17 protein-coding genes and 1 riboswitch are annotated in these 25,707 nt (G+C 45.3%); of the genes, 6 read left to right on the top strand and 11 right to left on the bottom strand.

All coding sequences use genetic code 11. The features are described from left to right. Nucleotides 1-173: 173 nt before the first annotated feature. The gene (locus BUR42_RS13615; RefSeq protein WP_074239753.1) at nucleotides 174-2,300 is read left to right on the top strand and encodes a carboxy terminal-processing peptidase; all 2,127 of its coding nucleotides are present in this window, start codon (nucleotides 174-176) and stop codon (nucleotides 2,298-2,300) included. A 70-nt stretch (nucleotides 2,301-2,370) separates the two neighbouring features. On the opposite strand, the gene BUR42_RS13610 is transcribed toward BUR42_RS13615, so the two are convergent. The 3 genes from BUR42_RS13610 to BUR42_RS13600 form a co-directional block, all read right to left on the bottom strand. Further along, nucleotides 2,371-3,138, bottom strand: coding sequence for a DUF6934 family protein (locus BUR42_RS13610; protein ID WP_074239752.1), 768 nt, complete (start codon nucleotides 3,136-3,138; stop codon nucleotides 2,371-2,373). A gap of 143 nt (nucleotides 3,139-3,281) precedes the next feature. Continuing rightward, on the bottom strand, nucleotides 3,282-4,232 hold the full coding sequence (locus BUR42_RS13605; RefSeq protein WP_074239751.1) for a hydrogen peroxide-inducible genes activator: 951 nt from the start codon (nucleotides 4,230-4,232) through the stop codon (nucleotides 3,282-3,284). A gap of 114 nt (nucleotides 4,233-4,346) precedes the next feature. Beyond that, complete coding sequence (locus BUR42_RS13600) at nucleotides 4,347-5,564, bottom strand: hypothetical protein (protein WP_143197442.1); 1,218 nt, start codon at nucleotides 5,562-5,564, stop codon at nucleotides 4,347-4,349. Nucleotides 5,565-5,733: 169 nt separating this feature from the next. Between BUR42_RS13600 and BUR42_RS13595 the strand changes: the two genes are divergently transcribed. Continuing rightward, complete coding sequence (locus tag BUR42_RS13595; protein ID WP_074239749.1) at nucleotides 5,734-6,471, top strand: glycosyltransferase family 2 protein; 738 nt, start codon at nucleotides 5,734-5,736, stop codon at nucleotides 6,469-6,471. 1 nt (nucleotide 6,472) lies between these two features. Continuing rightward, on the top strand, nucleotides 6,473-7,264 hold the full coding sequence (locus BUR42_RS13590) for an O-methyltransferase (protein WP_234979673.1): 792 nt from the start codon (nucleotides 6,473-6,475) through the stop codon (nucleotides 7,262-7,264). Nucleotides 7,265-7,299: 35 nt separating this feature from the next. Further along, nucleotides 7,300-7,392, bottom strand: a riboswitch (TPP riboswitch). A gap of 8 nt (nucleotides 7,393-7,400) precedes the next feature. On the opposite strand, the gene BUR42_RS13585 is transcribed toward BUR42_RS13590, so the two are convergent. Then, entirely contained in the window at nucleotides 7,401-8,030 is a 630-nt protein-coding gene (locus tag BUR42_RS13585; RefSeq protein ID WP_074239748.1) for a DUF4142 domain-containing protein, read from the bottom strand. Nucleotides 8,031-8,205: 175 nt separating this feature from the next. Between BUR42_RS13585 and BUR42_RS13580 the strand changes: the two genes are divergently transcribed. Continuing rightward, nucleotides 8,206-8,997: a hypothetical protein gene (locus BUR42_RS13580; protein ID WP_074239747.1), complete on the top strand. Its 792-nt coding sequence runs from the start codon at nucleotides 8,206-8,208 to the stop codon at nucleotides 8,995-8,997. A gap of 9 nt (nucleotides 8,998-9,006) precedes the next feature. Next, nucleotides 9,007-9,780, top strand: a complete 774-nt coding sequence (locus tag BUR42_RS13575; protein ID WP_074239746.1) for a carboxylesterase family protein — start codon at nucleotides 9,007-9,009, stop codon at nucleotides 9,778-9,780. Between the two features lie 43 nt (nucleotides 9,781-9,823). Here the strand turns inward: BUR42_RS13575 and BUR42_RS13570 are convergent, their stop codons facing one another. The 6 genes from BUR42_RS13570 to BUR42_RS13545 all read right to left on the bottom strand — a co-directional run bounded on the left by BUR42_RS13570 (nucleotide 9,824) and on the right by BUR42_RS13545 (nucleotide 20,870). Then, the gene (locus tag BUR42_RS13570) at nucleotides 9,824-10,813 is read right to left on the bottom strand and encodes an alpha-L-fucosidase (protein WP_084185556.1); all 990 of its coding nucleotides are present in this window, start codon (nucleotides 10,811-10,813) and stop codon (nucleotides 9,824-9,826) included. Nucleotides 10,814-10,823: 10 nt separating this feature from the next. Beyond that, complete coding sequence (locus BUR42_RS13565) at nucleotides 10,824-13,628, bottom strand: hypothetical protein (protein ID WP_143197441.1); 2,805 nt, start codon at nucleotides 13,626-13,628, stop codon at nucleotides 10,824-10,826. Nucleotides 13,629-13,716: 88 nt separating this feature from the next. Next, nucleotides 13,717-15,462, bottom strand: a complete 1,746-nt coding sequence (locus BUR42_RS13560; protein ID WP_074240592.1) for a RagB/SusD family nutrient uptake outer membrane protein — start codon at nucleotides 15,460-15,462, stop codon at nucleotides 13,717-13,719. A 12-nt stretch (nucleotides 15,463-15,474) separates the two neighbouring features. Continuing rightward, nucleotides 15,475-18,876, bottom strand: a complete 3,402-nt coding sequence (locus tag BUR42_RS13555; protein WP_159442268.1) for a TonB-dependent receptor — start codon at nucleotides 18,874-18,876, stop codon at nucleotides 15,475-15,477. A 282-nt stretch (nucleotides 18,877-19,158) separates the two neighbouring features. Next, nucleotides 19,159-20,208 carry a FecR family protein gene (locus BUR42_RS13550; protein ID WP_074239743.1) on the bottom strand — a complete coding sequence of 350 codons (1,050 nt, stop codon included), beginning with the start codon at nucleotides 20,206-20,208 and terminating at the stop codon, nucleotides 19,159-19,161. Between the two features lie 68 nt (nucleotides 20,209-20,276). Further along, nucleotides 20,277-20,870 (bottom strand): RNA polymerase sigma-70 factor, encoded by a 594-nt coding sequence (locus BUR42_RS13545; protein ID WP_074239742.1) that lies wholly within the window; start codon nucleotides 20,868-20,870, stop codon nucleotides 20,277-20,279. 216 nt (nucleotides 20,871-21,086) lie between these two features. On the opposite strand from BUR42_RS13545, the gene BUR42_RS13540 reads away from it, so the two are divergent. After that, nucleotides 21,087-23,879 carry a S9 family peptidase gene (locus tag BUR42_RS13540; protein ID WP_074239741.1) on the top strand — a complete coding sequence of 931 codons (2,793 nt, stop codon included), beginning with the start codon at nucleotides 21,087-21,089 and terminating at the stop codon, nucleotides 23,877-23,879. A 41-nt stretch (nucleotides 23,880-23,920) separates the two neighbouring features. On the opposite strand, the gene BUR42_RS13535 is transcribed toward BUR42_RS13540, so the two are convergent. Next, on the bottom strand, nucleotides 23,921-25,693 hold the full coding sequence (locus BUR42_RS13535; protein WP_074240591.1) for a RagB/SusD family nutrient uptake outer membrane protein: 1,773 nt from the start codon (nucleotides 25,691-25,693) through the stop codon (nucleotides 23,921-23,923). Between the last annotated feature and the right edge of the window lie 14 nt (nucleotides 25,694-25,707).

Raw genomic sequence — 25,707 nt, 5'->3', positions numbered from 1 at the left:
GGTAATTTGTAATTGTTTTACGCATCATATTTACAACTTTTTGGATAGTAATATTTTGTTAAAACACCTTGCACCCCTTATGGGCTGCGCGAATAAGTTTATATTTGAGTAGAAACGCGAACCGAACAACCATTCGAAATTCGTAAGTAATTGGTAATTCGTAATTGAATCAGATGAAATTGAAAGTGATAGTACCGATCATGCTGATCAGCATCTCGGCAGGAATATTTGCCTTCGCAAAGATTGGTGGTACAGACGATCCGCCGGGAAGATATGAAGCTATTATGACCCTCGTAGGCCAGATCCTGAAAGAGGGGCATTACCAGCCGAAACCGATAGATGACGCTTTCTCCAAACAGGTGTTCAAGAAATACATGAAGAGCCTGGACAGTGAGAAGAAATTTTTCATGAAGAGTGACATCGATGCACTCAAGCCACTGGAAACACATGTGGATGATGAGCTGAACGGTGCTCCGCTGGACCTGTTCAAAAAAACAAACGACATCATCCGTCAAAGGGTTACAGAAGCTGCGGCTATTTATCCTGTGATCCTGGATAAACCTTTCGACTTCTCCAAACAGGAAAATATCGTGATTGATCCGGATGCGACGGACTGGCCTGCAGATGCTGCAGCCCGCACAGAAGCCTGGCGCAAATCGCTGAAATTACGTACGCTGGAAAAATATGCGGACCTGATAGAACTGCGTGATAAAGAAAAGACCGGTAAAACGGATGCGGAACTGGAAGCAGAAGCCCGTGCCAAAGTGAAAAAAGTATACGATCGCTATTTCGACCGGATGAAGAACCGCATGAAGGAAGACGATCGTTTCTCCATGTATGTGAACGCCATCACCACAACGATGGACCCGCATACAGACTATATGCCTCCTGTGGAGAAACGTGCTTTCCAGGAGCAGATGGCTGGTAAATTCTTCGGTATTGGTGCACAGCTGAGAGAAGATGAAGGCCGCATCAAGATCGTAAGCATCGTAACTGGCAGCCCCAGCTGGAAGCAAGGGCAGCTGAAAGCAGACGATGTGATCCTGAAAGTAGCACAGGGAAGCCAGGAACCTGTTGATATCGGCGGTTTTGCCGTAGATGAAGCAGTAACCCTGATCCGTGGTAACAAAGGAACAGAAGTACGCTTAACTGTGAAGAGTGTGGATGGTACCACCAAAGTGGTGAGCCTCGTACGTGATGAGATCAAACTGGACGATACTTTTGCAAAATCCGCTGTTATCTCCGGCCAGCATAAGATCGGCTATATCTATCTGCCTGAATTCTATGCAGACTTCAACGACCGTCAGGGTTCTTTCTCTTACGACGATGTTGCTGAAGAGATCAAAAAACTGAAAGCAGAAAAAGTGGATGGTATCATCCTGGACCTCCGTTTCAATGGCGGCGGTTCCCTGCCTGATGTGATCAAAATGGCCGGCCTGTTTGTACCGGAAGGTACTATGGTACAGGTACGTTCCCGTGGCGGTGAAACACAACAACAAAAAGATCGTGATAAGAGCGTACAGTACGATGGCCCGCTTGCCATTATGGTGAACGAGTTCAGCGCTTCCGCTTCAGAGATCATGGCAGCTGCTATGCAGGATTACAAACGTGCAGTGATCATTGGTAGCCCTTCTACCTTTGGTAAAGGTACTGTGCAACGTTTGCTGGAGCTGGACAACTTTGTACGTACGGATATGGGTGGCAGCCTTGGTGCTATCAAACTTACCGTGCAGAAGTTCTATCGTGCAGATGGTGGTTCCACACAGTTGAAAGGTGTTGAGTCTGATGTGGTGTTACCTTCTCCATACTACGAAGTAGGGGAGCGCAAAGACGAAGATGCCCTGAAATGGGATGTGATCCCTAAAGCAGACTATACCGTATGGCAGGATCCTGTGGATGTGGAAACACTGAAAAAGAACAGTGCCAAACGTGTGGCAAACAACGAAGCCTTCAAGATCATCAATGATAACATTGCCACGCTGAAGAAACTGGAAGAGCAGAAGACCTATCCGCTGGACCTGGCTTCTTATAAGGCAGACCAGAAGAAGAATGCTGCAGCGCTGAAACGTTATGATGCTGTGAATGATAAGGTGAAAGACCTGAACATCAACAGCCTGAAAGTAGACCTCAGCAAGATTGCGGGGGATACTGTGAAGCTGGCGCGCAACAAAGACTGGTTAAAGGCCCGTACGAAGGATGCTTATTTGAGTGAAGCGGTAAATGTGATGAATGATCTGATCCTGCAATCTTATCCGAAGTTGAAGAACAACTACACGGATGCGAAGAATAAGGAGAACTAAACTTATTGGACGATAATAAAAAAGGGGTAGAACGAAGGTTTTACCCCTTTTTTATTATCTGATGGTTTAATCATTTGCTGCCTGGTTCCAGTTCATCAGGATAGAGAATGCCCCTGATGTACGCCTTGGCTTCAGCATTTTGCCTGGCAAAGAGATCTGACCAGTTTGCTGCTTCTCTCTGTTTGAAGAATAATGCCCACATTTCTTCTTCAGAGGTTGGTTCCATCACTTCCTGTGTTTGATTTTCTTCTGCTTTCATATTGTATTGGTTTTTATTCCTGGTTAAAAAGATTGATTCCTGTTGTTGATCAGGTGTATAATCGATCATGATTATTTTATTTTCAGTTCTGACTAATTCCCCATAGATAGCATAGTCCTTTCTGAGTATATCGTAATGTTTGTTTACATATCCTCTATAGATATTTATTCTTCTACCCGCATTACTACAGAAATCAGCGCAATTTTTTCTGCAACTGACGCGGCATGCCTCCGCAAATCCAGGACTGCTATCACTTCCTTTTACCTGCAGGATAGCATTGTTCTGTATTTCAAAAAAGCCCGGAACTGTACTGAGAACAGTATTGAATACTTTGTATGTATCCCCGTTGTTTGAAATCACATGGTCTGCTATTCTACCGTTCCAGAAGTTGTAGTCTCCAAATCCGAAATTGTAGAGTTTCCGCTCGTTCACGTCTTCTACAAAGGAATACTGGACCATTTTTAATAGATCTCTTTCTCCTTTGCTGATGAAATAATATTCGATTAAATGCTCAGTTACTCTTTGAGCTACATCATACGTAAATTGCTTTGGTTCATGAATACTTTCATAAGTATACATTGTGCATGTTTAGGTTAACAAACTTTTACGCCTTATTCAACTAATTGGAGATTACAAAGCTATCTCATTCCCTTGGGGATCCAAGCAAAAAACACTAACACTTTATCCGATTCAGACCATTACTTATTAACTGAAACTGACATTTACTTCTTATCGATCAAAATATCTATTACCTTCTTCGTTTTCTTCACCTTCATCTTCTCCGGCACGTTGGCCAGGATCTCCTTCTTAAAGGCCTCTATAACCCCCTGTTTAATAAAATAGCGATGTGTGACCAGGCTGATCTCCCTAACAGGCTCAGGGGCTTTAAAAAAGCGCACCATGTTCATTTGTTTGGCAGACAGGTCCTGCAGCGATAGTTCCGGCAGAATGGTATATCCTTCATTCAGTTCTACCATTCGTTTGAGTGTTTCCACACTGCCTGTATTATATTCCAGGTTCCTGAACTCTCCCATGCTGAATTTATCCCGGCAGATATTGAGTACCTGGTTGCGCATGCAGTGCCCTTCGTTGAGCAGCCAGATGTCCTTCGTTTCCAGGTCTTCCGGGAGGATCACCTTTTTATCCGAGAGTTTATTGCTTTTAGCAGTGAACACCACAAAGGTTTCGTAGAACAAAGGATGCTCTTCCAGGTGCTGATTATGCAGCGGTGTGGCCAGGAGGCCGCAATCCAATTGCTCCTGTTTCAGTAAGCTGATGATCTGTTCTGTAGAATATTCCCATACCTCCAGTTTTACTTTCGGGTATTTCTTCATAAAGGAAGTGAGTACGCGGGGCAGGAGATAGGGGGCCAGGGTAGGAATAATGCCTACTTTCAGCGTGCCCTGGATCTCTTTCTTCTGATCTGCTATGATCTCCCTGATCCGGGCACTTTCCTTTAATATTACGCGTCCCTGGGCTATAACGGCCATGCCTATTTCTGTAGGTACTACAGGTAGTTTGCTCCGGTCAAATATCTTCACACCCAGTTCGTCTTCCAGTTTCTGGATCTGCATGCTGAGCGTAGGTTGTGTTACAAAACACTTGTCTGCCGCTGTCACAAAACTCCGGTAGGTGTCTACGGCCACTACATATTCGAGTTGTACTGTAGTCATAATGGGGCAAAATTAGGTATTAAAAGGGGATTGGTTAGAACGGGGTGTGTAAAATGTGATTAAAAAAAAGCGGACCGTTTCCGATCCGCTTTCCTGTATGGAATATAACCACTTTTAGAATATCCTGTAACGGTATTTCACCTTCTCTACGTTGATGGTAAGTTCCCGCATATTGATAGAAGACTGTATTTCCTGTACTGCTTCATTCTTTAACTGGCGGAATTCATTCTGTTTGGTCTCTACGATCCCTTTATCGGCCAGGGCATTATCCTGTGCCAGGCGGAGGGAATGGTTCACCTTGGTGTAGTAAGAATCCAGCAGGCTGAAATATTCATTATAAAGGTTCTCGAAACGTTTAGTTTGGAGAATGAGATCTTCCAGCTGGTTGTTGGCCTCTTTGAGGCTCATGTTATCGTTCAGCAGGGCTTCGTAATCGATCTTTTTGCCTTTGGTATATTTTTCTTCCAGTTTGTTGAAGTAATCCACCACTTTTTCCTTCCTGAAGTCAATGAAATATTCATTCAGTGATTCCGCGATGGTTTTATTACCACGGGCTGGCAGGGGCATTTTGAGCGCACTGGCAGTGAAGGCCAGGTGATCGTACATATTATCCTGCAGCAGGGAAAGCTGGTCCTTATTGAAGTTCAACCCGAATTCGAATTTCTGGTTGGCATCATTCAGTGCCGTGTAATAGATCACGTATTTGTTCAGTTCCTTCTCAAATTCCTGGAGCAGCTTATGATTGATAGCCTTATTGCTCTGGCTTACGCTGTGCAGGAAGCCCATCACAGAGCTGGCAATGGCCAGGGGAGGGGTAAGGGAAGTAAAACTTTTGAAGATCGGGCTGTTGATAATGGACTTGGTGGATTCCACCAGTTTGGTATTCCTTTCGTTCTTGTCAGATTTGCCCTTGAGGATGATCTTTTCCACCAGTTCCACCACGCGGTCGCTCAGGGAGAACCCCAATTCCTTACTCTCCGGGTTGTTGAGGGAGGTAATGAACACATCAAGGTTACTCGTAGTGGTCCTGGATTTCAGGTCAATGATCTTTTTGTTCAACAGATAGTAGGTTTCGGAGGCCTGGATGAGATTGTTCTTGACCAGGTTGTACTTAGTGATGTTGTCGAATTCCCGGCCCCTTGATAATGATTCAATGGCCTGTGAATTCTGCTTGTCACTATCCGCTACCCTTTGAAGATCTTCCATGATCTTCTTGATAGTAGTATCCGCCGTTTTAACCTCGGCTTTCTTTTCCGGGTCCTGGGCAGATACTTTCATTGTCACTAAACCTGTCATCAACAATGGCATCATCCATCTAATTAGCTTCAGCATGCTTGAATGTCCTTTTATGTTAAGAAAACCTTAAGAAAATATAATGCCAAAAAATCACCAAGTCACAAAGATAAGAATTAATTCTACTGCATAAAAGTAAGAATTGTATATAGCTACTTATGCATTAGGAGTATTTTTATACCTTTGCAGCCTAAATCACCCTCGATTCATGCTCAATAACAAAAAGGTAGTGGTAGTGCTACCAGCCTACAATGCTGCACTGACCCTTGAAAAGACCTATCTCGAAATACCCATGGATGTGGTGGATGAAGTGGTGTTGGTGGATGATGCCAGCAAGGATGATACGGTAGATGTAGGCCATAAATTAGGCATAAAACACATTGTTCGCCACGATGCAAATAAGGGATATGGCGGGAACCAGAAATCCTGTTATAATAAGGCCCTGGAGCTGGGAGCAGATATTGTTATTATGGTACACCCTGATTATCAATACACTCCAAAGCTTATCCTGGCCATGAGCAGCATTATCGCCAATGATGTATATCCTGCGGTATTCGGCTCCAGGATCCTGGGAAAAGGAGCACTGAAAGGGGGGATGCCGATGTATAAATACATTTTTAACCGTATGCTCACTTTCACCCAGAATATTCTGCTGGGCCAGAAATTAAGCGAATACCATACAGGATACCGGGCATTTTCTGCGGAAGTGCTCCGGAATATCAATTATATGGCGAATAATGATGATTTCGTGTTCGACAATGAAATGGTATCCCAGGTGTTCATGAAGGGATATGATATTGCAGAGGTGACCTGCCCCACTAAATATTTTGAGGGTGCATCCAGCATCAATTTCAAACGCAGCAGCATTTATGGATTAGGGGTATTGCGGGTTTCGCTGCAGCACCGCCTGCATAAATGGGGGCTGATCAAGGCAAAAATCTACTAATTTGAGCGTACAGCACCAGATCGCGTTAGCCAGGAAATATATCCGGTATCGTTTTACGGCAGGTAACCGGCATGGCCTGCATTCTCCATTCGCCTATGCGTTACTGGATGAAGTGCTTTATGACCGCAGACCCCGCCCGGAATATGCTCCAATTGAAGCGCTGCGGCAGCAATTACTGCAAAGTGAAGAGGTGCTGGAAGTAACAGACCTGGGAGCAGGGTCCTTGATGGGAGCTACCAATACCCGCAAAGTGCGTGATATTGTGCGCCATGCGGCCAAACCTCCCAAATTCGGGCAATTGTTCCACCGCCTGGTGAAACGTTTTAATGCAGCCACAGTGCTGGAACTGGGTACCTCTATGGGCCTTTCCACTGCTTACATGGCTGCTGCCGGCGCAAATGTACATACCATCGAAGGCTGCCCCAATATTGCTGCCCGCGCCGCTAAGAACTTTGAGGTCCTGGGGCTGCGGAACATCCGGCAGCATATCGGGAATTTTGATATCGTATTACCCCGTTTGCTAAACGAAATTCCTGCGCCGGATTTAATATACATTGATGGCAATCACCGGGAAAACCCTACCGTGCAATATTATCTCGAGTGCATTAAAAAAGTGAAGCCCACTGCCGTGCTGATCTTTGATGATGTTCACTGGACCGATGGCATGGAGCGCGCATGGGAAACTATTAAAGCCCATCCTGCTACTACTTTATCCATTGATCTCTTCTTTATCGGACTTATTTTCCTGCGGGACGAATTTAAAGTGAAGCAGCACTTTACGTTGAAGTTCTAAATAAAAAAACTCCGGTTCCAAAGAACCGGAGCTTCATACGCCATACTTCTCAATTCCTTCGCTGGCATTACCCAGAGCAGGTACAAAAGGTGTAATCTCAGGCTTTGAGGCCACCCTCTAATAAGAAGCTGCGTAGTTATTTCAACTTGATTTGTTCCTTCTTCACCATCTCAAGGTGATTCCTCAATTCAGGTAATGTCTTGGCAAACCATGCCTTTAATTCCGGATCTTTAGCGTCTTTCGATGCATCTTCAAACAACCTGATAGCCTTTTCATGTTTATCTGCCAGTTCTTCTACAAAAGCTTTGTCGAAATCATTACCACTTTTCTCCAACAACCTGTTGATATCATCTGTTTTCCCTTGTGGTAAAACAGTAGGAACAGTAATGCTCTTTGTAGCGGCTAACCCTGCCAGTTCTTTGTTCGCTTTCTCATGTGCTTTCTGCATATGAGCTGCCAGTTTCTTTACACCTGCATTGGCTGTTTTAGCCTGTGCATCGGTAGTTAGTTTTACTTCATACATACCATCCTCTGCTGCCTTTGTTACAAAGCTTGCATCATCGCGTAATGAATCATCAGAGAATTTATCTTTGTTTACGTCCTGGGCCATACCCTTCGTCATACCCGTATCTACTGCTGTAATATCCTGGTTTCCTACTGTAGAAGTATCATCCGTGGTTGTTCTGTTGGTGCCACTGTTACAGGCCAGCATACCACCAATTGCTAAAGGTAAAAAGAATGCTGCCAGTTGTTTTATCTGTTTCATTTGTTAAGGTTTTTCAGTTCATGGATAGTATTGAAAAGATTGTGCCATTGCACTAAATGCTTATTAAACAGCTATTTATGGGGTAAGGTTGTGGAATTGAATGCCCGAACTGAGAGAATAGGATACACGAATTAATAAAATTGCATATATTTATTACAGAAAAACCTATATCCCTATGAAATCCTGGCTACTGCTGGCGGTGTTGCTATTCACGCAAACCGTTCAGGCCCAGAAGAATAATACGAGATCTTTTTCCGAAAAACTGGAAACCGCACAGTGGATGCGGGAATACGACAGTGTGGCCTGGCGCATGTCCGAACTGGTCACCGAAGCCACTTACGAAGAACTGGCCCGCATCGGCAGGGAATGGTTCTGTTACAAAGGAACAGACAGTCTGTGGAATGGCGTATACGGAAAGTTCAAAGATGGTAAATACGACCAGGTGCTGCATTACCGCCTGAATACAAACGATACCATAGACCTGGTACCTGATTCAATAGATGCCGTAATGCTCACAGCGGTTTCAAAAGCTATCAATGTAGCCTACCGGGAAGCAGGTGTGATATTAGGCAGATCATATGTAAAGATGAATAAGTTCATCCAGTACCACCAGGATAAAACGATCACCGTCTGGCTGATGCCTGCTCTGCAACCCAGCGATGTGGCCATGTACGGCGGAGAGTTCTATTATCACTTTGACGAAAGCGGTACTAAGGTCCTGGAGCGGGAGGAATATTATAAAGGCCATTTCAAAGGCTTCAAAATAGGGAAAACGCGGGAGGTGCGGCTAAACTATGAAGATGCAGATGAACCCACGCAGGGTGCTATTTATTTTGCCTTGCAATATCAACGCAGCTTTTCCGAAATACATATCGATACAAGAGGAAGTACCAGCCTGCTGGCCTTCAGCCAGGAAAAAGGATATTATTGGCGGCACGCAGACAAATCACTAGCTCATAATCCGTAATTTAATAGCATGAAATACGCGCTCTTTTTCCTTTTATACACTTTATCCATTGCAGGATACGGACAGGATTTTAAAGCCCATACGTTTATACGCGGCAACGATACTTTACCTTACCGGCTATTGTTGCCGAAGGATTATAAACCCGGTACTGAATATCCGCTGATCGTTGTAATGCATGGAGCCGGCGAAAGAGGGAATGATAATATTTCCCAGCTTAAACACGGTAGTAAATTGTTCCTCAACGATTCCCTGCGTAAAGCGTATCCGGCCATCGTGATCTTTCCACAATGTGCAAAGAATACCAGCTGGGCAGTGATGGAATTTAATAAAGACAGTGTTGGCTGGGCCGGCGTGAAATTTAATGCGGATATCAAACCTACTATACCCAGCGGTTTGCTGCATCAGTTGCTGGATAGCCTGCTGGCCTCCGGTAGTGTGGATTACCGGCGTTTGTATGTGGGCGGACTATCTATGGGAGGCATGGGTACATTTGATATACTGGCCCGTTATCCAACGCGTTTTGCAGCAGCATTCCCGATCTGCGGAGCAGGTAACGAATCATACGCACCCAGGTTTGCACATAGTACCGCATTATGGATCTTTCATGGGGCGGACGATAATGTAGTACCCGTGAAGTTCTCCCGTAGTTATCACGACAGTTTAAGAGTAGCAGGTGCCAGTGTAAAGTATACAGAGTATCCAGGCATAGGACATAACAGCTGGGATAATGCTTTCGCGGAACCGGACCTCTTAGCGTGGTTGTTTTCAAATAAAAGGAAATAAAATAAAAGGCCCTTTAATTTAAAGTTAAAGGGCCTCGTTGTTTTTACTTCAACCGTCTTTTAATTCCTCTAAGGGTCTCTAAATGAGAGGTTTCAATAGTGCCATCTCTGAACAAACAAACATCCATGGTAACCACACCACCTGCCAGGTTGCATTTACGGATGTAATCTGCCATAAATCCCGGATTGTAACGCAGACCCGGTGAACACCAGTCATTTCCCAGGTAAGACAGGATATGCCATTGCACACCATCCCGCCAGCGGGATAAAGGTATTTCCCCAAATTTATTCTGTTCTCCTGTTGTATAATCATCATCCGGTGTGGATGAATTGGAGGACGTCATTTTAGGATTGTTCAGCGCAATGATCCTTTTGCTGTTTCCTGCACGCAGCGCTTTGGCCATGATAGCCCATTTTTCTTTATTGTACCCGATGTAATCATAACAGCCGTCTACCCACCAGCCAGCTACTTTGTCCTTATACCTTTCCCCGTATTCCGCTACCACATCTGCCCAATGCTGTACATATTTTTCAGAAACCTTTTCTGTATATCCCATGGCCTTAGCCGCTTTCTCGTCATCACGCGGACCATCGCCTGTCCAATAAAGCATCAGCTTAATGCCACGTTTGCTGAGAGAGGTATAAAGGTCTTCTACCAGGTCTCTTTTAGAACAGGCTTCGCCAGGCTTATAGCCGGTTATTTTATCGTAGGTTTTATTGGGTGCTACCAGGTGCCGGGTGCGTTGCTGCATAGTGAATATAACATACGCCGCGCCGGTAGACCTTATCTGTTCTGCAAATTTCTCCGTATCAAATTCATTCACACATTTATTCCAGTCCGTGCTGTCTCCATCCATTGTGGTAATGCGTTGCCCTGCACATTGTACTTTGTAGAGGTAATGCACAAAAACACCCCAGCCTGCTTTTTTGAACCAATCTGTATGGCCTTCCCTTTCCTGAGGAATGCGGCTTTCAGATAGCTGTGCATATCCCTGCGTACTAATGAGCAGGAACAATAATATTATTCTTAGCATATCATTAAATTTATTGTCTTAGCACAAACCATTGCTGACTGTTAGCAGGAATGGTCACTTGTAAATTGAGCTTTGTTCCTTTTAACGTTACTTTTTTAGCGGCACCATTTTCCCCCATGATACTGGCCTGGTTCTTTAAGCCCGTATAATAAAGATCAACCTCTATGTTCCTTGTGATCGGTTCCGTTAGAGGATTGTAGAGCATGATAAGGCCCTTGTCTTTCCCTTGCGGATCTACGTGCAGTATGCCATCATAATCCCTGCCATCCGGCCGGCGGAGGTGAATGAGATCCCCGTCCAGTACACGGCGGTACTTCTTATAGAAGTCTACCCATTTCTTTACCAGTACTTTTGTTTCAGGGGCATCATATAAACGTGGGCCACGATAACAGGCTTGTACGCCGGCGCCGAACAGGTTAGCAAGCCGCTGTTCATAATGGGGGAGATGTTCCTTTAATGGTTCAATTGTAGCTGCAGCCCCACCGCCATGATATTGTACCAATGGTACAAACATCCAGCCCATGGAAGGTGTTTTTTCCCAGGTGCCGTCATAAATATTCTGGCGTTCAATTATTTCCTGCTGTTCTCTTGGGAGGGACCAGTTGGTTTCCCTGTAACCCATTGCCACTTTAGTGCCGCCACTTAGAAAATACCAGTCGGGTATATTGAGGTAGATACCTTTTCCCCTGCACCACTGATAGAATTGCTGAATGGTTTTGTACTGCTTCCAACGGGAATCTTCCAGGTCCCTGTGCCCCGGATGTGTAGTGGATGCACAAACATCGCCGGGATAGGAACCATCGTGTTCCAACAGGTCCTGCCCGGTTTTTTCATAGAAGTTGTAGAGCTTCCTGAAATAACTCTGCGCCCATTCACTTTGCAGGCAGGGAGAATTACCGAATGCAGGCTTCATCCCTTCCGGCATTACCACATCATTTTCTTTATTGATGGAACGGCTGGCCAGCAGGGAATATCCACCCAATGCCACTCCTTTTGATGCAGCGTATTGCTTCAGCTGTTTCATGCGCTGCAGGTTCTGCTGCGTAGTATCTTCAATATTAAAACCACTGCCAAAGGTCATGATCACCATTTCAAAACCTACTTCCGCAGATTGGTCGATAGCGCTTTTTACCGGTTCGTCTGCTGCACTGCTTACGTGCATGATGATGGGATTTTCTGTTACCCAAGGTGCAATGGTACGGTATAGTTTTTTCTGGCTTAAACCCCTTCTTTCCCTGTCGTAACTATCAAAGATCAATTCCCAGATGCGTGCGCTTTCTGTTGATGCACCTGTGGCTACTTCCTGACCCATGCCTGTTTTAGGCATGCATACCAATACAGTAGGTGTTTTTAAATTGTAGTTCACCTGTGTGGTATAGGAGGGATCTGTCTGCCAATCTACACAGGCATTCTGTGCGGCATTGCTGGACATGGAGCCGAAGGCGAAATCACTTTCCGCCAGGATCGGCGGCATTTCCCAGCGTTGTTTATGTTCTACAGCGCTTTCCGCTTCCGTTACTGCCAGTTGTTCGCTTTTAATATTATTGATGATGATCTGTTCTTTGCTATTATTGGTTACGCTTACCCATTTGCTGAGCAGCGGAATGCCATCGTATATTTCGTAGTGTACTTTTACGGTTAATCCGGAAAGGAACTGCAAGTCCTGCTGCACTGCTTCAGGGGCACCTAATATCAATACCGCTTCTATTTTACTGCGGCCTTTTGTACCAGCTTCCCCGCGTTCTGATCTGCCACCCTGCGGATCTGTTTTACCTATCCTTACATGTGTAGGTTGGCTTGTTACAGGTAATTCTGTTAGCGTAGTATATGTTTTGCCATCTTCGGAAACGCTGCAGGCCATTCTTCCCGGAAGGAACAGGATCCGCAGGAAATAGGATTTTCCCGGGTCATATCCTTCGAAATTAGCGCTCTTGCTATCGTGAAAAACGCGGAAGCGTTTTGCTCCGGGAGCCAGGTGGAATTTGGAAGATTTTCCATCAGGGAATTGCAAGGCAATACCTGCACCATATCCGTTACTTTCATCTGTTCCACTGTTCAGTTTGCAGATGATCACTTTTGTTTCAGGAGATAAAGGCTGTTCAGCAAACAATACGGAGTTGGCAGCTGTTTGCATTTCTCCTGCTTTTCCTTCATTTTGGAATGAAGCATGCTGTGAGGCAGCACCTTTGATGATATCCCATTTGGGCGAAAGGCTCAGGAAATTATCAGTGAACAATACTTTCCTGCTGATGTCTGACGACAGGCTGCTCATGATAGTGGCATCTGCCTGGTAAGTGAAGGTCACTTCCATGCCTTTTGGCGGCCAGGGCAATTGCTGGGGAGACCATGCCGTACGGCGGTTCCATTCAAACCTGGCTTTGATAGGTGCTGTGGTGTAGGATCTGAGTTTAAGACTTAATGGGTCCGCCTTCATGTCTGGGACCCACTTCGGTAACAGGTAATTCCCGATCGGCTGGCCGGTTAAACCTCCGGCTTTTATCTCATGCCCGTTGATCCACAATACGGCTTCCGGAGATACGGCACGTACCAGTGCTTCATTTGTTACCAGGTTATCCAGGCCGATGGTGGCACCATTAGGCGTCAATGTAAATGTGCGCGTGATGAGTCCGTTGCTGAGGGCCATGTATCCTTCCGGTGTTCTGTAGATAGCGGACTTGCGGGCAGTAGTAGCCAGGAGCCAGTCTTCTTTACTTTGCAGCGCTGCTTTATCGTATAGCGGAAGCCCTGCTACGCTGATGGATTGTGCCTTTACTGTAGATGCTGTTACCAGCAATGCTAACGTGGTTCTGATCAAATTTCCTTTCACCTGTTTAAATTTTTAAAAGAGTAGCACCCCGGGTTAATAAAACCGGCCCGGTATTACCAGGCCGGCTGTGGATGTTTTAGTGTAATGTAGGATCAAAATCTCCACCCCAGTCTTTATTCTGCTTGAGGTTCGGATTCTGATTGATATTGCTTAACTGAATGGGGAAAAAGTAATACTTATCCGGCATCACCATTTGTTTAGGACCATTGGTGATCAGTTCCACTATTTCATAGGTGAAATCCTGTGGCAGCAGCTCAAACCTGTTGGCTTTTCCAATCTCGGTAGGTGTTACCTGATCATAAGCGAGTCCATTAACTTTGGTGGCCATCACGCCGTATTTACGCATACCATTTAATACATTCAGCATGCGATGGCGGCGGAGGTCCCAGAAGCGTTGCCCTTCAAACATAAACTCCACGCGTTTTTCGTCAAGGATAGCCTGGCGTAATTCAACACGTGTCATGCCAGCTTTAAGGCCATACATGCCATCACCGCCTGCTTCAATACCTGCGCGTTTCCGGATGTCTTTTAACACCTGTAGCGCTTCGGCAGGTTTGCCTGTTTCGTTGGCAGTTTCTGCATAGTTAAATAAAACTTCTGCATACCTGATCTCCGGCCAGTCTACATCATTCAATGTTACCTGTGTGGAAGGTAACTCTTCCATAATGCCTTTACGTGTATATAAACCTGTACGGTAATGGTTTTCTCCCTGGATAATAAAACCAAAGGCATCCATTGATTTAGCGATGGCGGACATGGTGTATTGACGGCGGCCTTTGATGCCGCTTAATTCATACACACTGCCATTCCACACCATGGTAGCATCAAAACGAGGGTCCCTGTTGAGCCAGAATGTTTGTGGGTTATACGCATAAGCGGAAGAAGGGTCGCCGGGTTTTTTACCATCTTTCATAGGAAATGCCTCTGCCATACCCCAGGTAGGTTGATCAAGTCCTGTTGAGTTTTTTGATTCTGATAGAGGACGAACACCATCTTCTGCACGGCCATTTGTTTTGGCCGGATTCACATATATAACGGAGAGGATATTTTCTTTATGTCCTTTCGTTTCAAAAACTTTGGAGAAATCTTCCAGTAGGCCATAGCCATTTGCATCCAGGAAATCTTTCGCTGCTTTGTTGGCAGTGTAAGCTGTTGCCCAATGAGCATTATCATATGGGTTGGCAGGATTGAACTGCGGAGAGGCTTTATACAGCAGTACCCTTCCTTTGAAAGCTAATACAATGGCCTGATCTATACGTCCACGATCATTGCCGGTGTATTTCTTAGGCACTAAAGCGGCGGCTTCATCCAGGTCTTTCAGGATAAAGTCAAAACACTGGCTGGTGGAATTCCTCGGTACTTTCAGATCATCCGTTAATTCCTGTGGTACCTCAATAATGGGTACACCGCCATGATAATATACCATTTTGAAATACAGGAAAGCTCTGAGGAATTTAGCCTGGCCTATCATTGGGTTCTTTACTTCTGCCACCACTTTTCCTGCCGGTAATTCTTTCAAAAGGATATTGATTTTCCTGATGGTAGCATATGGCCAGAATTTCATAGTGCCGTTGTCTGTTGTCACCCATCCGTCACCGATGATGCCTCCACCTTCATCTGCATTGCCTGCCATACCGGTAGGCCATCCTGAAGAGAGGGTGCTGCCATATAGGTTACTCAGGAAAGCACCGGAAGTGGCCGGATCATCAAAAGTTCCTGCCGCCGGATAGTTCCCCAGGTTATCTACTTTATCCACTATTTTTCCGCAGGCGGAAACCAGGATAAATAAAAACAGGTAACTGATATATTGAATCGTTTTCATTATCGTCATAGTTTAGAAGTTAATATACGCCCCGCCGGTAAAGGTTTTCATCAGTGGATAAGAATCCAGTGTAAGTTGTTCCGGATCATGTTCTTTCATTGCTGATATGTAAAACAGATTAGTAGCGTTTGTAAATAACTGCACACTGTTCACACCAATCCTGCTAAGCCATTTTTTAGGAAGCGTATAGGTAAGGTCCAGGTTCTTCAAACGTAAGTAAGCACCGTTCCTCAGCCAGAAGGAAGAAGCTCCGCCACCTACATCTGCCACCTGGAACTCTCCGGAAACCCGGGGATATTTAGCATTGGGGTTTTCAGGTGTCCAGTAATCATTGGCCCATAGTTCGAAATAAGGCCTGTCTACCTGGAACACGCCACCGCCATTACGGGTACTGATCATCCTGTCATAAGCACCTACACCCTGAAAGTGCGCATTTAATCCAATGCCTTTCCATTCCAGCCTGAAGCCAACACCATAGTTCATTCTTGGAGAACCGTTGTTAGACAGGTAGGTCATGTCGTTATCATCAATTTTACCATCAGGGCCTTCTGAGTAGTTAGCACCGCGGATATCTTCGAATAATAAATAACCGGGTTTAGGAGCACGGCCATATTGTGTAAAGCCGGAAGGAAGTTTATCAACATCTGCCTGTGATCTGAGGATACCTTTTGAAATGAGGCCGTAAACCCTGTTCTCCGGCAGGCCTAACTTACTTCTCCAGTTATTTTTATAAGTGCCGTCACGTAGTGCAGCGGCTTCGTCAATGATATCCCATTTATCTTTAGCATAGCCAATATTGCCATAGAGAGAGTATTTCAGTTCACCGATCTGGTCTGACCATCCTACAGAGATCTCAAATCCTTTCCAGGAACGCGCTGCATAGTTTACCGCAGGTAAGGATGCTCCCAGTGTGGAAGGAGTAGAGCCAAGCCTGGATGCAAGGATATCAGATTGTTTGCGGGTGAAGAAATCTATTTCGCCGGTAAGCCTGTTATCCAGGAATCCGTACTCCAATCCAATATCAAACATTTTTGAAGTGGACCAGGTGATATTGGGATTAGGCATAACACCGGGAGCAAGCCCGTCGTTCAGGGATGTCCCAAAAACGTAACCGGTACTTTTAGCATAAGTCTGGCTCCATTGGAAAGCGCCTATCGGAAGAGCGTTTATATCTTCGTCATTACCGGCTGTTCCATAGGAACTTCTCAGTTTCAGATTGCTGAGCCAGGGTGTATTGGCTTTCAGGAAGTTTTCTTCAGATATGCGCCATGCGGCAGATACAGAAGGGAAGAACCCCCATCTTTTACCCGGTGCAAATTTGTAGTTACCATCATACCGGAAAGAGAATTCTGCAATGTATTTATCGTTGTAAGCATAATTGGCACGGCCTATCACAGAAGCCCTGGCGGATGCGGCCTCATTACCGGTAAACCATCTCCTGGCAGCATCTGCAGAAGCATTGTAGATCTGGTCAATTTCTGTGGTCAGCAATTGATCAGCACGCCCGGTAAGATAAGTTCCATTATCCTTACCCTGTTCATACACAGCCAGTGCAGAAACAGCATGTTTCCCGAAAGTTTTTTCGTATTTAAGGTTCAGATTGATCTGGTATGCATTGTAGAATTGTACATCCTGTTGAATATTAGGGTAGGTTGCACTGAGGTTATGGAGATTGATCTTGGTAGGATCAATAGGCCCCGGAACAAATTTATTGGTAGGGCTGCCAGATTGAAATATATAGGCTTTGTTATGTACAACAAACGATTTCATATTCTGATCATACCCATTATAATGTGCCTGGAAACTGGTACTCAATCCATCCACAATATCAGCCAGATCAAGGTCCAGGCGAACGATACCATCCAGCGTACGTTTTTTGATATCGCGGTAGCCGCCACTATTGATCATCAGTTCTACCGGATGCCATGCACCAGGAACAACGGGGAGATCGTTCGTATTGGTGGATGGATTTCCCTGTGCATCTACATAGAAAGGATATAAACGCGTCCAGTTGAATGTAGCCCTGTAAAAATCGCCTACGTTAAAATCCTCTGCGCCATCATATGGCCAGTACCAGCGGTGATAATTTCTTTGGTTGCCACTAAGGTTTACACTTGCCTGCAGCCGTTTGGAGATCCTGGCGGTTATATCTGAGCGGAAATTATAGCGGTCAAAATCGAGGTTTTTGTAAGAACCTTTTTCATCGTGATAACCGAGTGATAAATAGTAAGAGATGGCTTCTGTACCCCCTCTTACGGATAAGTTATGCTGCTGTACAGTTGGGTCCTGCCAGATATAGTCGTTAACGGCATAGCTCTTGTCTTTAAAATAGTCGAAGATCTCCTGGCCATAGGGCTTGGGTTGCCCTTGTGTAACAGCCATGTTATTCAGGAATGTGAGTTCCTCGGTAGCGCTAAAACTTTGTACCGGTTTGGTGGGATTGGAAAATGAATAGGAGCCTTTGTAATCGAAAGAAGGTTTTTGAACGAGGCCTTTTTTGGTTACTACCAATACTACTCCATTGCCTGCTTTAGAACCATAAACGGATGCGCTGGCGGCATCTTTCAGGAAGTTGATGCTTTCCACCTCGTTGGCATCCAGAGCGTCGAAATCAGCTTTCCCTTTGATGATGCCATTGATCACATACAAGGGTTCTGCAAAACTTCCCCTCATACGGATAGAGGAGGAAGCTCCTGCAAGGCCTGTACTGCCTACAACAGTAACACCTGCAGCACGGCCAGCTAATAGATTGGACAGATTGGAAGCGGGGATATTCCCGATCTCTCCTGTTTTAACAGTACCAATTGCACCGGTAAGGTTCACCTTCCTCTGTGTACCATATCCTACCACCACTACTTCATTCAGCCCTTCAGTGGAGGCTTTTAGCACAATATTGCCCAGTTCGCTTTTCCCGTTTACAGGCAGTTGCAGTGGTTCGAAGCCCATGAAGCTGATCTCCAGCACTGCTTTATCATCTACCGCCAGGGAGAAGGAGCCATCCGTTTTGGTCACTACGCCTATGCTCTGGCCTTTCACCTTTACGGTAACGCCAATGAGCGGAGTGCCGGTTTCATCCAGGATCTTACCATGCACCTCTATCTTGTCCACCAGGGTAGCGGCATTGGGGGAGATCACCACCAGGTTCCTGTTCAGGATCTTGTAGGCAAGCACATTGCCCAGCACCTTTTGCAGGATCTCCTGTACGGTGGCATCTGTTACATTAATGTCGATCTTTCCCAGCTTTTTGATGTCGTCCTGCAGAAAGAAGAAGCGGTAGTCGCTTTTCTGCTGGATATTGAGCAGCACCTTCGCTGCATCCACTTGTTCCAGCTTCAGGGAGAACTTGTCCTGCCCATACCCCATGGCGGATACATGTAAAAAAGGTATGACGATGAATAGAAAAGCTATTTTCATGATCAAGAGCAACTTTAGTACCGACTGCGTGGAAATTTTCTGCAGCTTAAACCTGCATTTTTTCATAGATTTGAGTTGAAAAGTTAATAACAGTGGCCTAAGCAGGGCAAAAAGCCCTGCTCAAACCAGTTCCAGAAAGTGTTAGCTATTCATGGGGAGGAGCTCCACCTCTTCCCCTTTCATAGATCTTACTGCATTAAGGACCGTGGTATTCCATAACTGTGATTTTGGTTTATTGTAGAATTACGTGGTTGGGCTGACAACAAGCGGATCAAAGAAGTATTACCTGATATATATATTGTTCCCTGTCATTTCGTATTTAAAATGCACCATCATTTGCAGGATGTGCATTGTTTCTTCTATGCTTACGTTGTCAAAGTCGCCGTTCAGGCGCAGGTCTTTCAGGTTGTCGTTGGCGAAATGGAATTTAACATTATGCCATCTCTCCATTTTTAAGGCAACCATATCGAATGATTCATCTGTAAAAGCCAGTTTCTCCTTTACCCATACTGCTTCTTCAGGTATGGTTTCATTGTTGGCGGCTTTTACGGTATGGACTTCGTATTGGATATCTGATATTGGCTGATCTGCTTTATTTTTGGTGAGTATATTATTCTTCAGCGATATCTTTTCGTTGGGTAAAAGGATCACTTTCTTTTCTTTACTTTCTTTCAGGCTTACTTCTACTTTGCCTGATATAACTGTAGTTTCAATGTTTTCAAAAGTGTTGTAGGACTTTACATTAAATGAGGTGCCTAATACCTTTACCGTCATGCGGTCCGTATATACATGAAAAGGGTGTGTGGCATCTTTGGATACATCAAAGAATGCTTCTCCGTTGAGCCATATTTCCCGGTCCTGCTGGCCGAAATCCTTATGAAATCTTAATTGGCTGCCACTGTTCAGGTTCACCTGTGTACCATCCGGCAATACAAAACGTTTCCGTTCCCCGTTCAGTACGGTGATGATGGAATCCTGCTCCGGCGGGACAGATGCCTGCAGGGGGTGGTTGTTGTAATTCCGGTAACCGAACCATGCGGCAAATGCTATTGCACCGGTTAAAGCAGCGGCTGCAGCTATCCTGCCCGGAAGAAACCGTTTTCGTGGCTCCGCTATATATGTATTAAGTCTTTGGGCCGTACGCTCCCAACGTTCTTCCAGGTGCGGTTCATCCTCTACGGCTTTTTTCATCCATATTTCCTGCAGCGCTTCCAATGTATATGGTTGAACAGCATTCTGCCGGATCAGTTCTTCCAGTTCAGAAAGCTCTGCTTCCGAAGCCTCTTTATTCAGCTTTTTACCCAATAAAACAAAAAGTCTGGTATCATTCATTGACGAAGGGTCCTTTACTACAGGACACAGGAAATGCAGGAATCCCCTAGTGGAAGGAAAAGTTTTTCTTAATTCTTTACACCCGGCAGGGTAAAGGATTTGCGGGGGAGGGGGAAGTCGGCATCCAGAACAGATGCTATTTTTTTAATGGCGGCAGCAATATGGTTCTCAACAGTTCGGGGGGAAATGTTGAGTATTTCTCCTGCTTCTTTATAGGAGAGGCCGTTCTCTTTTACCAGCTTATAAACAATACGGCATTTAGGGGGAAGTTCATGAATGGACCTGTTCACACGCTGCAACAGTTCTGAGGCTACCAGCAGGTCTTCAGGACTGGGAACCAGTTCTGCGCATACTACATCCAGCTGATCAGGATCAAGCTCAGTTGTGTTCCCCCGCCTTGTTACATGATTCAGGCAATGATGCTTTACAGCCACATATAAGTACAAACGAAGGTTGGCTATTTCAGTTAGGTTCCTGCGCTTATCCCAGACCTTGATAAAAACGTCCTCCACTATTTCTTCTGCCGATTCCCTCACTTTTACAATGGAAACGGCGAACTGGAAAAGAGTAGTGTAATAGTGCTTGAATAAGGTCTTGAATGCTTGCTGGTCATCAGAAAGAGCTACTTGTTCCTGTAAAGCCTGTATCTCTTTATCATTCATGTCCACTGGTTTGCTTTAAACAAGGTATTGTTAATTTCGTACAAATACAAGTTCCTTTATGTCGAAAAATAATTCAATTCTCACCTTGTTTAGTCAATACCAGCCGGAATTTACCCGGATTGTTAATGGAGCCAATATGATTTTAACCTTTCTCAATGTTATTTTATATTGCTATCTTGGATTTACATACGCTTTCAATTTAAAATCTAAACCTTAATGCAACGATTTTACTCCCTGTTTCTGCTTTTAGCGGTGAGCCTATCCGTTAATGCCCAGCAGAAAAAAGACCTAACCCCTGCCGATTATGCAAAATGGCAGTATTTCACGGGCTCAACTTTATCAGAAAATGGAGAATGGGTGGCCTACACAGTAGCTGTGCAGGAAGATAATGATACCCTTTACCTTTTTAACCAGCTGACTAATAAACGCTATGCACTGGAATTTGGCAGCGCACCTGCATTTTCAGGAGATAATCAGTGGGTAGCCTATTATATTGGCGTTCCCTTCAAAGAAGCAGAGAAGCTCAGGGACCAGAAAATGCCGGTCCCTTTAAAAATGGGGTTGCTGAACCTGGCCACCGGTAAAAAGGAAGTGATCAAAGACATCAGTAACTTCCGCTTTTCACGTAATGGCAAGTTCCTGGCTGTTACACTCAATCCGCCAAAGGAGAATAAGGATAAAGGGACCGTGGTGCTGCTACGGAACCTCGCAGATAGCAGTACCCGCACGATAGGGAACGTAACAGCATCTGAATTTAACCGTAAGAGCGATCACTTTGCTTATGTCCTGGAATCTGCTAACCAGGCAGGTAATACGGTAGAACTGTTCAACCTGCAAACGAACGTGATCAAAGTGCTGGCCAGCGATACCTGCAAGTTCTCCAAACTCACCTGGTCTAAGGAAGGTAATGGTCTTGCTTTCTATAAGACCATTAAAAACGAAGATTACGAAGAAGAGAATGCACAGGTATACGTGTATGCACCGCTTGACAAAAAACCGGTGCTCTCCGTATTTGACCCTGCCAAACAACCTGCCTTTCCAAAGGGTATGCGTATCAATCCAACGTCTGCCTTACGCCTGACAGATGATGTAACAGCCGCTTATTTCAGTATTAAGAACTGGACAGCCAAACCTCCGAAAAAAGGTACGGCGAAAGATTCCACCAGTGTTAAGAAGGATACAACAAATATAGCAAAGACGGATACGACAAAGAAACTTCCGCCGGCAGCAGCTCCTAAGAAAGAAGATAAACTGGCGGCAGTGGATATCTGGCATTGGAAAGATGCGGAGATACAGCCTCGTCAGAAGCTTACTTACGCCATGGATAAAGACTTCAGTTTGCAATCCGTGTGGAACATCTCCGCGAACAGTTTCTTCCAGCTGACCAGCGACAGTATACCACGTGCAAGCCTCGCCAACTGGCAGAAGTTTGCGGTGATCACTACAGACAAGAAATACAAACCAGCTTTCAAGGAAGACTTTGGTGATTTCTATCTTATAGATACCCGCAGCGGGCAAAAGAAACTGATCGGCGAAAAGATCATCCAGTCATATGGTTATTCCCCCATGCTTTCACCGGATAGTAAGTATGTGTTATACTATAAGGACAAACAATGGTTCACCTATAATACAACCACGGGAGAGAATGTGAGCATTACCAAAAACATCCCCACCATTTTTGAGAACTTCCGCGATGATCATCCTGCAGCAAAACCTCCTTTTGGCTGGGGCGGATGGACGAAGGGAGATAAAGAAGTATACCTCTACGATGAGTATGATATCTATGCCGTAAAGCCAGATGGCAAAGGATTCCGCAAACTGACGGATGGAACGAAAGAAGAGATCAGGCATAGGATCGCCCGGATAGATACAGAAGATCCTTATTGGGATGACAGCAAAGCGCTCTATATTGATCTGTATGGAGATAAGAGCAAATACTTCGGTGTGGGCAAAGTAGAGAAAGGAAAATTCAGCCGCCTGGTTTATGAACCGAATGCAGTAGACCAGTTCAATAAAGCGAAAGAAGCGGATGTATTCACTTTCATCCGGGCAGACTATAACCGTTCTCCTGAACTCTATATCACTAAGAACTTCCAGGGAGAACAAAAGGTGGCTGGTACTAACCCACAGCAAAAGGATTACAATTGGGGCAAAAGCGAACTTGTCTCTTTCACAAATAAAAAAGGCAAGAAATTACAGGGAGCCTTGTTCTATCCTTCAGATTATCAGCCGGGCAAGCAATATCCGATGGTGGTGTATATCTATGAAGAACTGGCCAACACGGTACATGGTTATGTGATGCCTTCTGAAAGAAGAGCTTATAACACCACCAATTTTACTTCCGGCGGTTACTTCATCTTCCGCCCGGATATCGTATACGATATCAATGATCCGGGAATGAGTGCTGTAGATTGCGTAGTGCCTGCTGTAGAGGAAGTGCTGAAAACAGGTATGATAGATAAGAATAAAGTGGGACTGATGGGGCATAGCTGGGGCGCTTATCAAACTTCCTTTATCATCACACAAACTGACCTGTTCAAAGCAGCCTGTGCCGGAGCGCCTTTAACGAACCTGATCAGTATGTCCCTCGCTATTTACTGGAACTCCGGTATTCCTGATCAGAAGATCTTTGAAACCAGCCAGGGCCGTTTTGATGGTCCCTGGTACGACAGGATGCAGGAGCATATGCGTAATTCACCTATCTATGCTGCACAGCATATCAAAGCGCCATTACTGGTTGCCTTTGGTGATAAAGACGGAGCAGTGGACTGGCACCAGGGGATTGAAATGTATGGTACCATGCGCAGGATGGAGAAACCGCATGTGATGCTGGTGTATGCAGATGAAAATCACGGCCTGGCGAAGAAGGAGAACCAGATAGATTACCAGAAGCGCCAGCGGGAATGGTTTGATCATTACCTTTTAGGTAAAACGGCACCGAAGTGGATCACGGAAGGTGTTTCTTACTTAGACAAAATGAAAGAACAGGAGAAAGAAAATAAACAATAAATAAAAAGCCCCCTGATGAATATCGGGGGGCTTTTTTAAAACTACCAGCCGGGGTTTTGAGGGCTGAGCTTTGGATTCAACGTTAATTCACTGGTTGGTAAAGGTTGTAAGTAATCTCTGGTTACTTTGAACTTATAACCGGTACTCATAGCCGGAATGTTCTTGTACAGCTCGATATAACCATTATCATCTACCGGGTAACCATTCAGGTCACCTGCGGGTATGATGCCAACCCATTGGGCCTTTTTAGCTCCTTTAGGCTTCAATCCTGTGATCTTGAGACCCATGGCGGCCCAGCGCTGCAGATCATCTCTGCGGTAACCTTCGCAGGCTAATTCGATCCTTCTTTCCCTGCGCACTTCATTGATCAATGCACTCAATGCCGGAAACTCCCTGTTAGGATCTGCAGGAATAGCTGCAACCTTCAGTGCCGGCATACCTACACGGCTTCTCAGCTTGTTGATGGTAGCATCTGCTACTACCTGTGTAAGTGTACCCAGTTCTGCTTTTGCTTCTGCATTGATCAGTAATACTTCTGCAAACCGGAAAATGATCTGGCCGGTAGTGCCTTGTTCAGCTATCTGTTGCGCTGCGAGCGGGTTATGTCCTTTAAATACCTGGTAACCGGTGGCGCATTTTCCTTCTGATGCACCGTTGAGTGAAGGAGCCTGGAAAATAACATCCGGTACACCGGGAGGGCCGCTGTTAGTGATGTAATGTTTGCCATCATTTACATACATGGTTTGTGCCAGGCGGGGATCGCGGTTAGCTACCACACTCAGTAAGGTGTTATCTCCCTGGTATAAGGGGCTGCTGCCGATAGGGTTCCCATCTGTGCAGAGATAAGCATCCACGAGATCTTTGGTTAAACCCCTGCCTGCACCGGATGTGGTATAACGATGCCAGTTGTGGCCACCATTCACGCCTACAATGTATTGGCGCCAGAACATTACTTCCGTGCTGGCTGAATAGTTGGAACGATTGAAGAGTTGCCAGTATTCCATATTTCCAGCGGGGTTTAGTGTTTCCAAGGCATAACCGCCACTGGCTGCCATTAATGCGTCTGTAACAGCTGCAGCTTTTTGCAGATACTTGCTACCATCAGATCCGGTAACACCAAAAGGCGAGCCTGCATGGTACTTTTCCCAGGTGCCTTCAAACAAAGCAATACGCGCCTGGAATAACTGGGCGATCTGTTTATTGATACGGGATACCTGGGCCACGGATTTAGTGGGAAGGTATTCCACTGCTTTGTCCAGGTCATTCATCAGGGAATCCACGATCACATTCCGTGCTAAGCGGGTATCGAAGAGCTGTCCGGATTGTGGGTCAAGTGGTGCATTGAGCCAGGGAAGATTGCCAAATCTCTTCAGCTTGTCAAAGTAAAACCACGCACGGAAGAAAAGTGCTTCACCCACATAAGGTTTTATATTGTCGAATGATTCCGTGGATTTGGTATAATTGGCGAGGAAGTAGTTGATGTTGCGCAGCGTGTTCCAGTCGCCTATGGCCCATCCTCCACCGCTGGCAGGCACGATATTCTCTGAATTCATCGCATTATTGTATCCCATCGAAATCATGTTATCGCTGCCATTATCTGCATCCAGCCCATAGATGCCGATGTTGCCAAAGCCGCCATAGCTCGGGAATACGCTGTACCAGTTGTTCGCATATAACTTCAGGTCGTTGCCTGTTCTCCAGAATTCACCATCACTGATATTGGTTTCCGGTGTGCGGTCCAGGAATCCTTTGGTACAACCCGCTATGCCGAAAGCACATATTGTTATTATTATAAAAAGTGTTCTGTTACGCATGTTCAATAGTTTAT

The organism is Chitinophaga niabensis (genome assembly GCF_900129465.1).
Lineage (GTDB): Bacteria > Bacteroidota > Bacteroidia > Chitinophagales > Chitinophagaceae > Chitinophaga > Chitinophaga niabensis.
This window is presented reverse-complemented; position numbering and strand designations above follow the sequence as displayed.

Coding starts and splice junctions, on each gene's coding strand:
- BUR42_RS13615 (WP_074239753.1), top strand. CDS start 174: ATGAAATTGAAAGTGATAGTACCGATCATGCTGATCAGCATCTCGGCA.
- BUR42_RS13610 (WP_074239752.1), bottom strand. CDS start 3,138: ATGTATACTTATGAAAGTATTCATGAACCAAAGCAATTTACGTATGAT.
- BUR42_RS13605 (WP_074239751.1), bottom strand. CDS start 4,232: ATGACTACAGTACAACTCGAATATGTAGTGGCCGTAGACACCTACCGG.
- BUR42_RS13600 (WP_143197442.1), bottom strand. CDS start 5,564: ATGCTGAAGCTAATTAGATGGATGATGCCATTGTTGATGACAGGTTTA.
- BUR42_RS13595 (WP_074239749.1), top strand. CDS start 5,734: ATGCTCAATAACAAAAAGGTAGTGGTAGTGCTACCAGCCTACAATGCT.
- BUR42_RS13585 (WP_074239748.1), bottom strand. CDS start 8,030: ATGAAACAGATAAAACAACTGGCAGCATTCTTTTTACCTTTAGCAATT.
- BUR42_RS13580 (WP_074239747.1), top strand. CDS start 8,206: ATGAAATCCTGGCTACTGCTGGCGGTGTTGCTATTCACGCAAACCGTT.
- BUR42_RS13575 (WP_074239746.1), top strand. CDS start 9,007: ATGAAATACGCGCTCTTTTTCCTTTTATACACTTTATCCATTGCAGGA.
- BUR42_RS13570 (WP_084185556.1), bottom strand. CDS start 10,813: ATGCTAAGAATAATATTATTGTTCCTGCTCATTAGTACGCAGGGATAT.
- BUR42_RS13560 (WP_074240592.1), bottom strand. CDS start 15,462: ATGAAAACGATTCAATATATCAGTTACCTGTTTTTATTTATCCTGGTT.
- BUR42_RS13555 (WP_159442268.1), bottom strand. CDS start 18,876: ATGAAAATAGCTTTTCTATTCATCGTCATACCTTTTTTACATGTATCC.
- BUR42_RS13550 (WP_074239743.1), bottom strand. CDS start 20,208: ATGAATGATACCAGACTTTTTGTTTTATTGGGTAAAAAGCTGAATAAA.
- BUR42_RS13545 (WP_074239742.1), bottom strand. CDS start 20,870: ATGAATGATAAAGAGATACAGGCTTTACAGGAACAAGTAGCTCTTTCT.
- BUR42_RS13540 (WP_074239741.1), top strand. CDS start 21,087: ATGCAACGATTTTACTCCCTGTTTCTGCTTTTAGCGGTGAGCCTATCC.
- BUR42_RS13535 (WP_074240591.1), bottom strand. CDS start 25,693: ATGCGTAACAGAACACTTTTTATAATAATAACAATATGTGCTTTCGGC.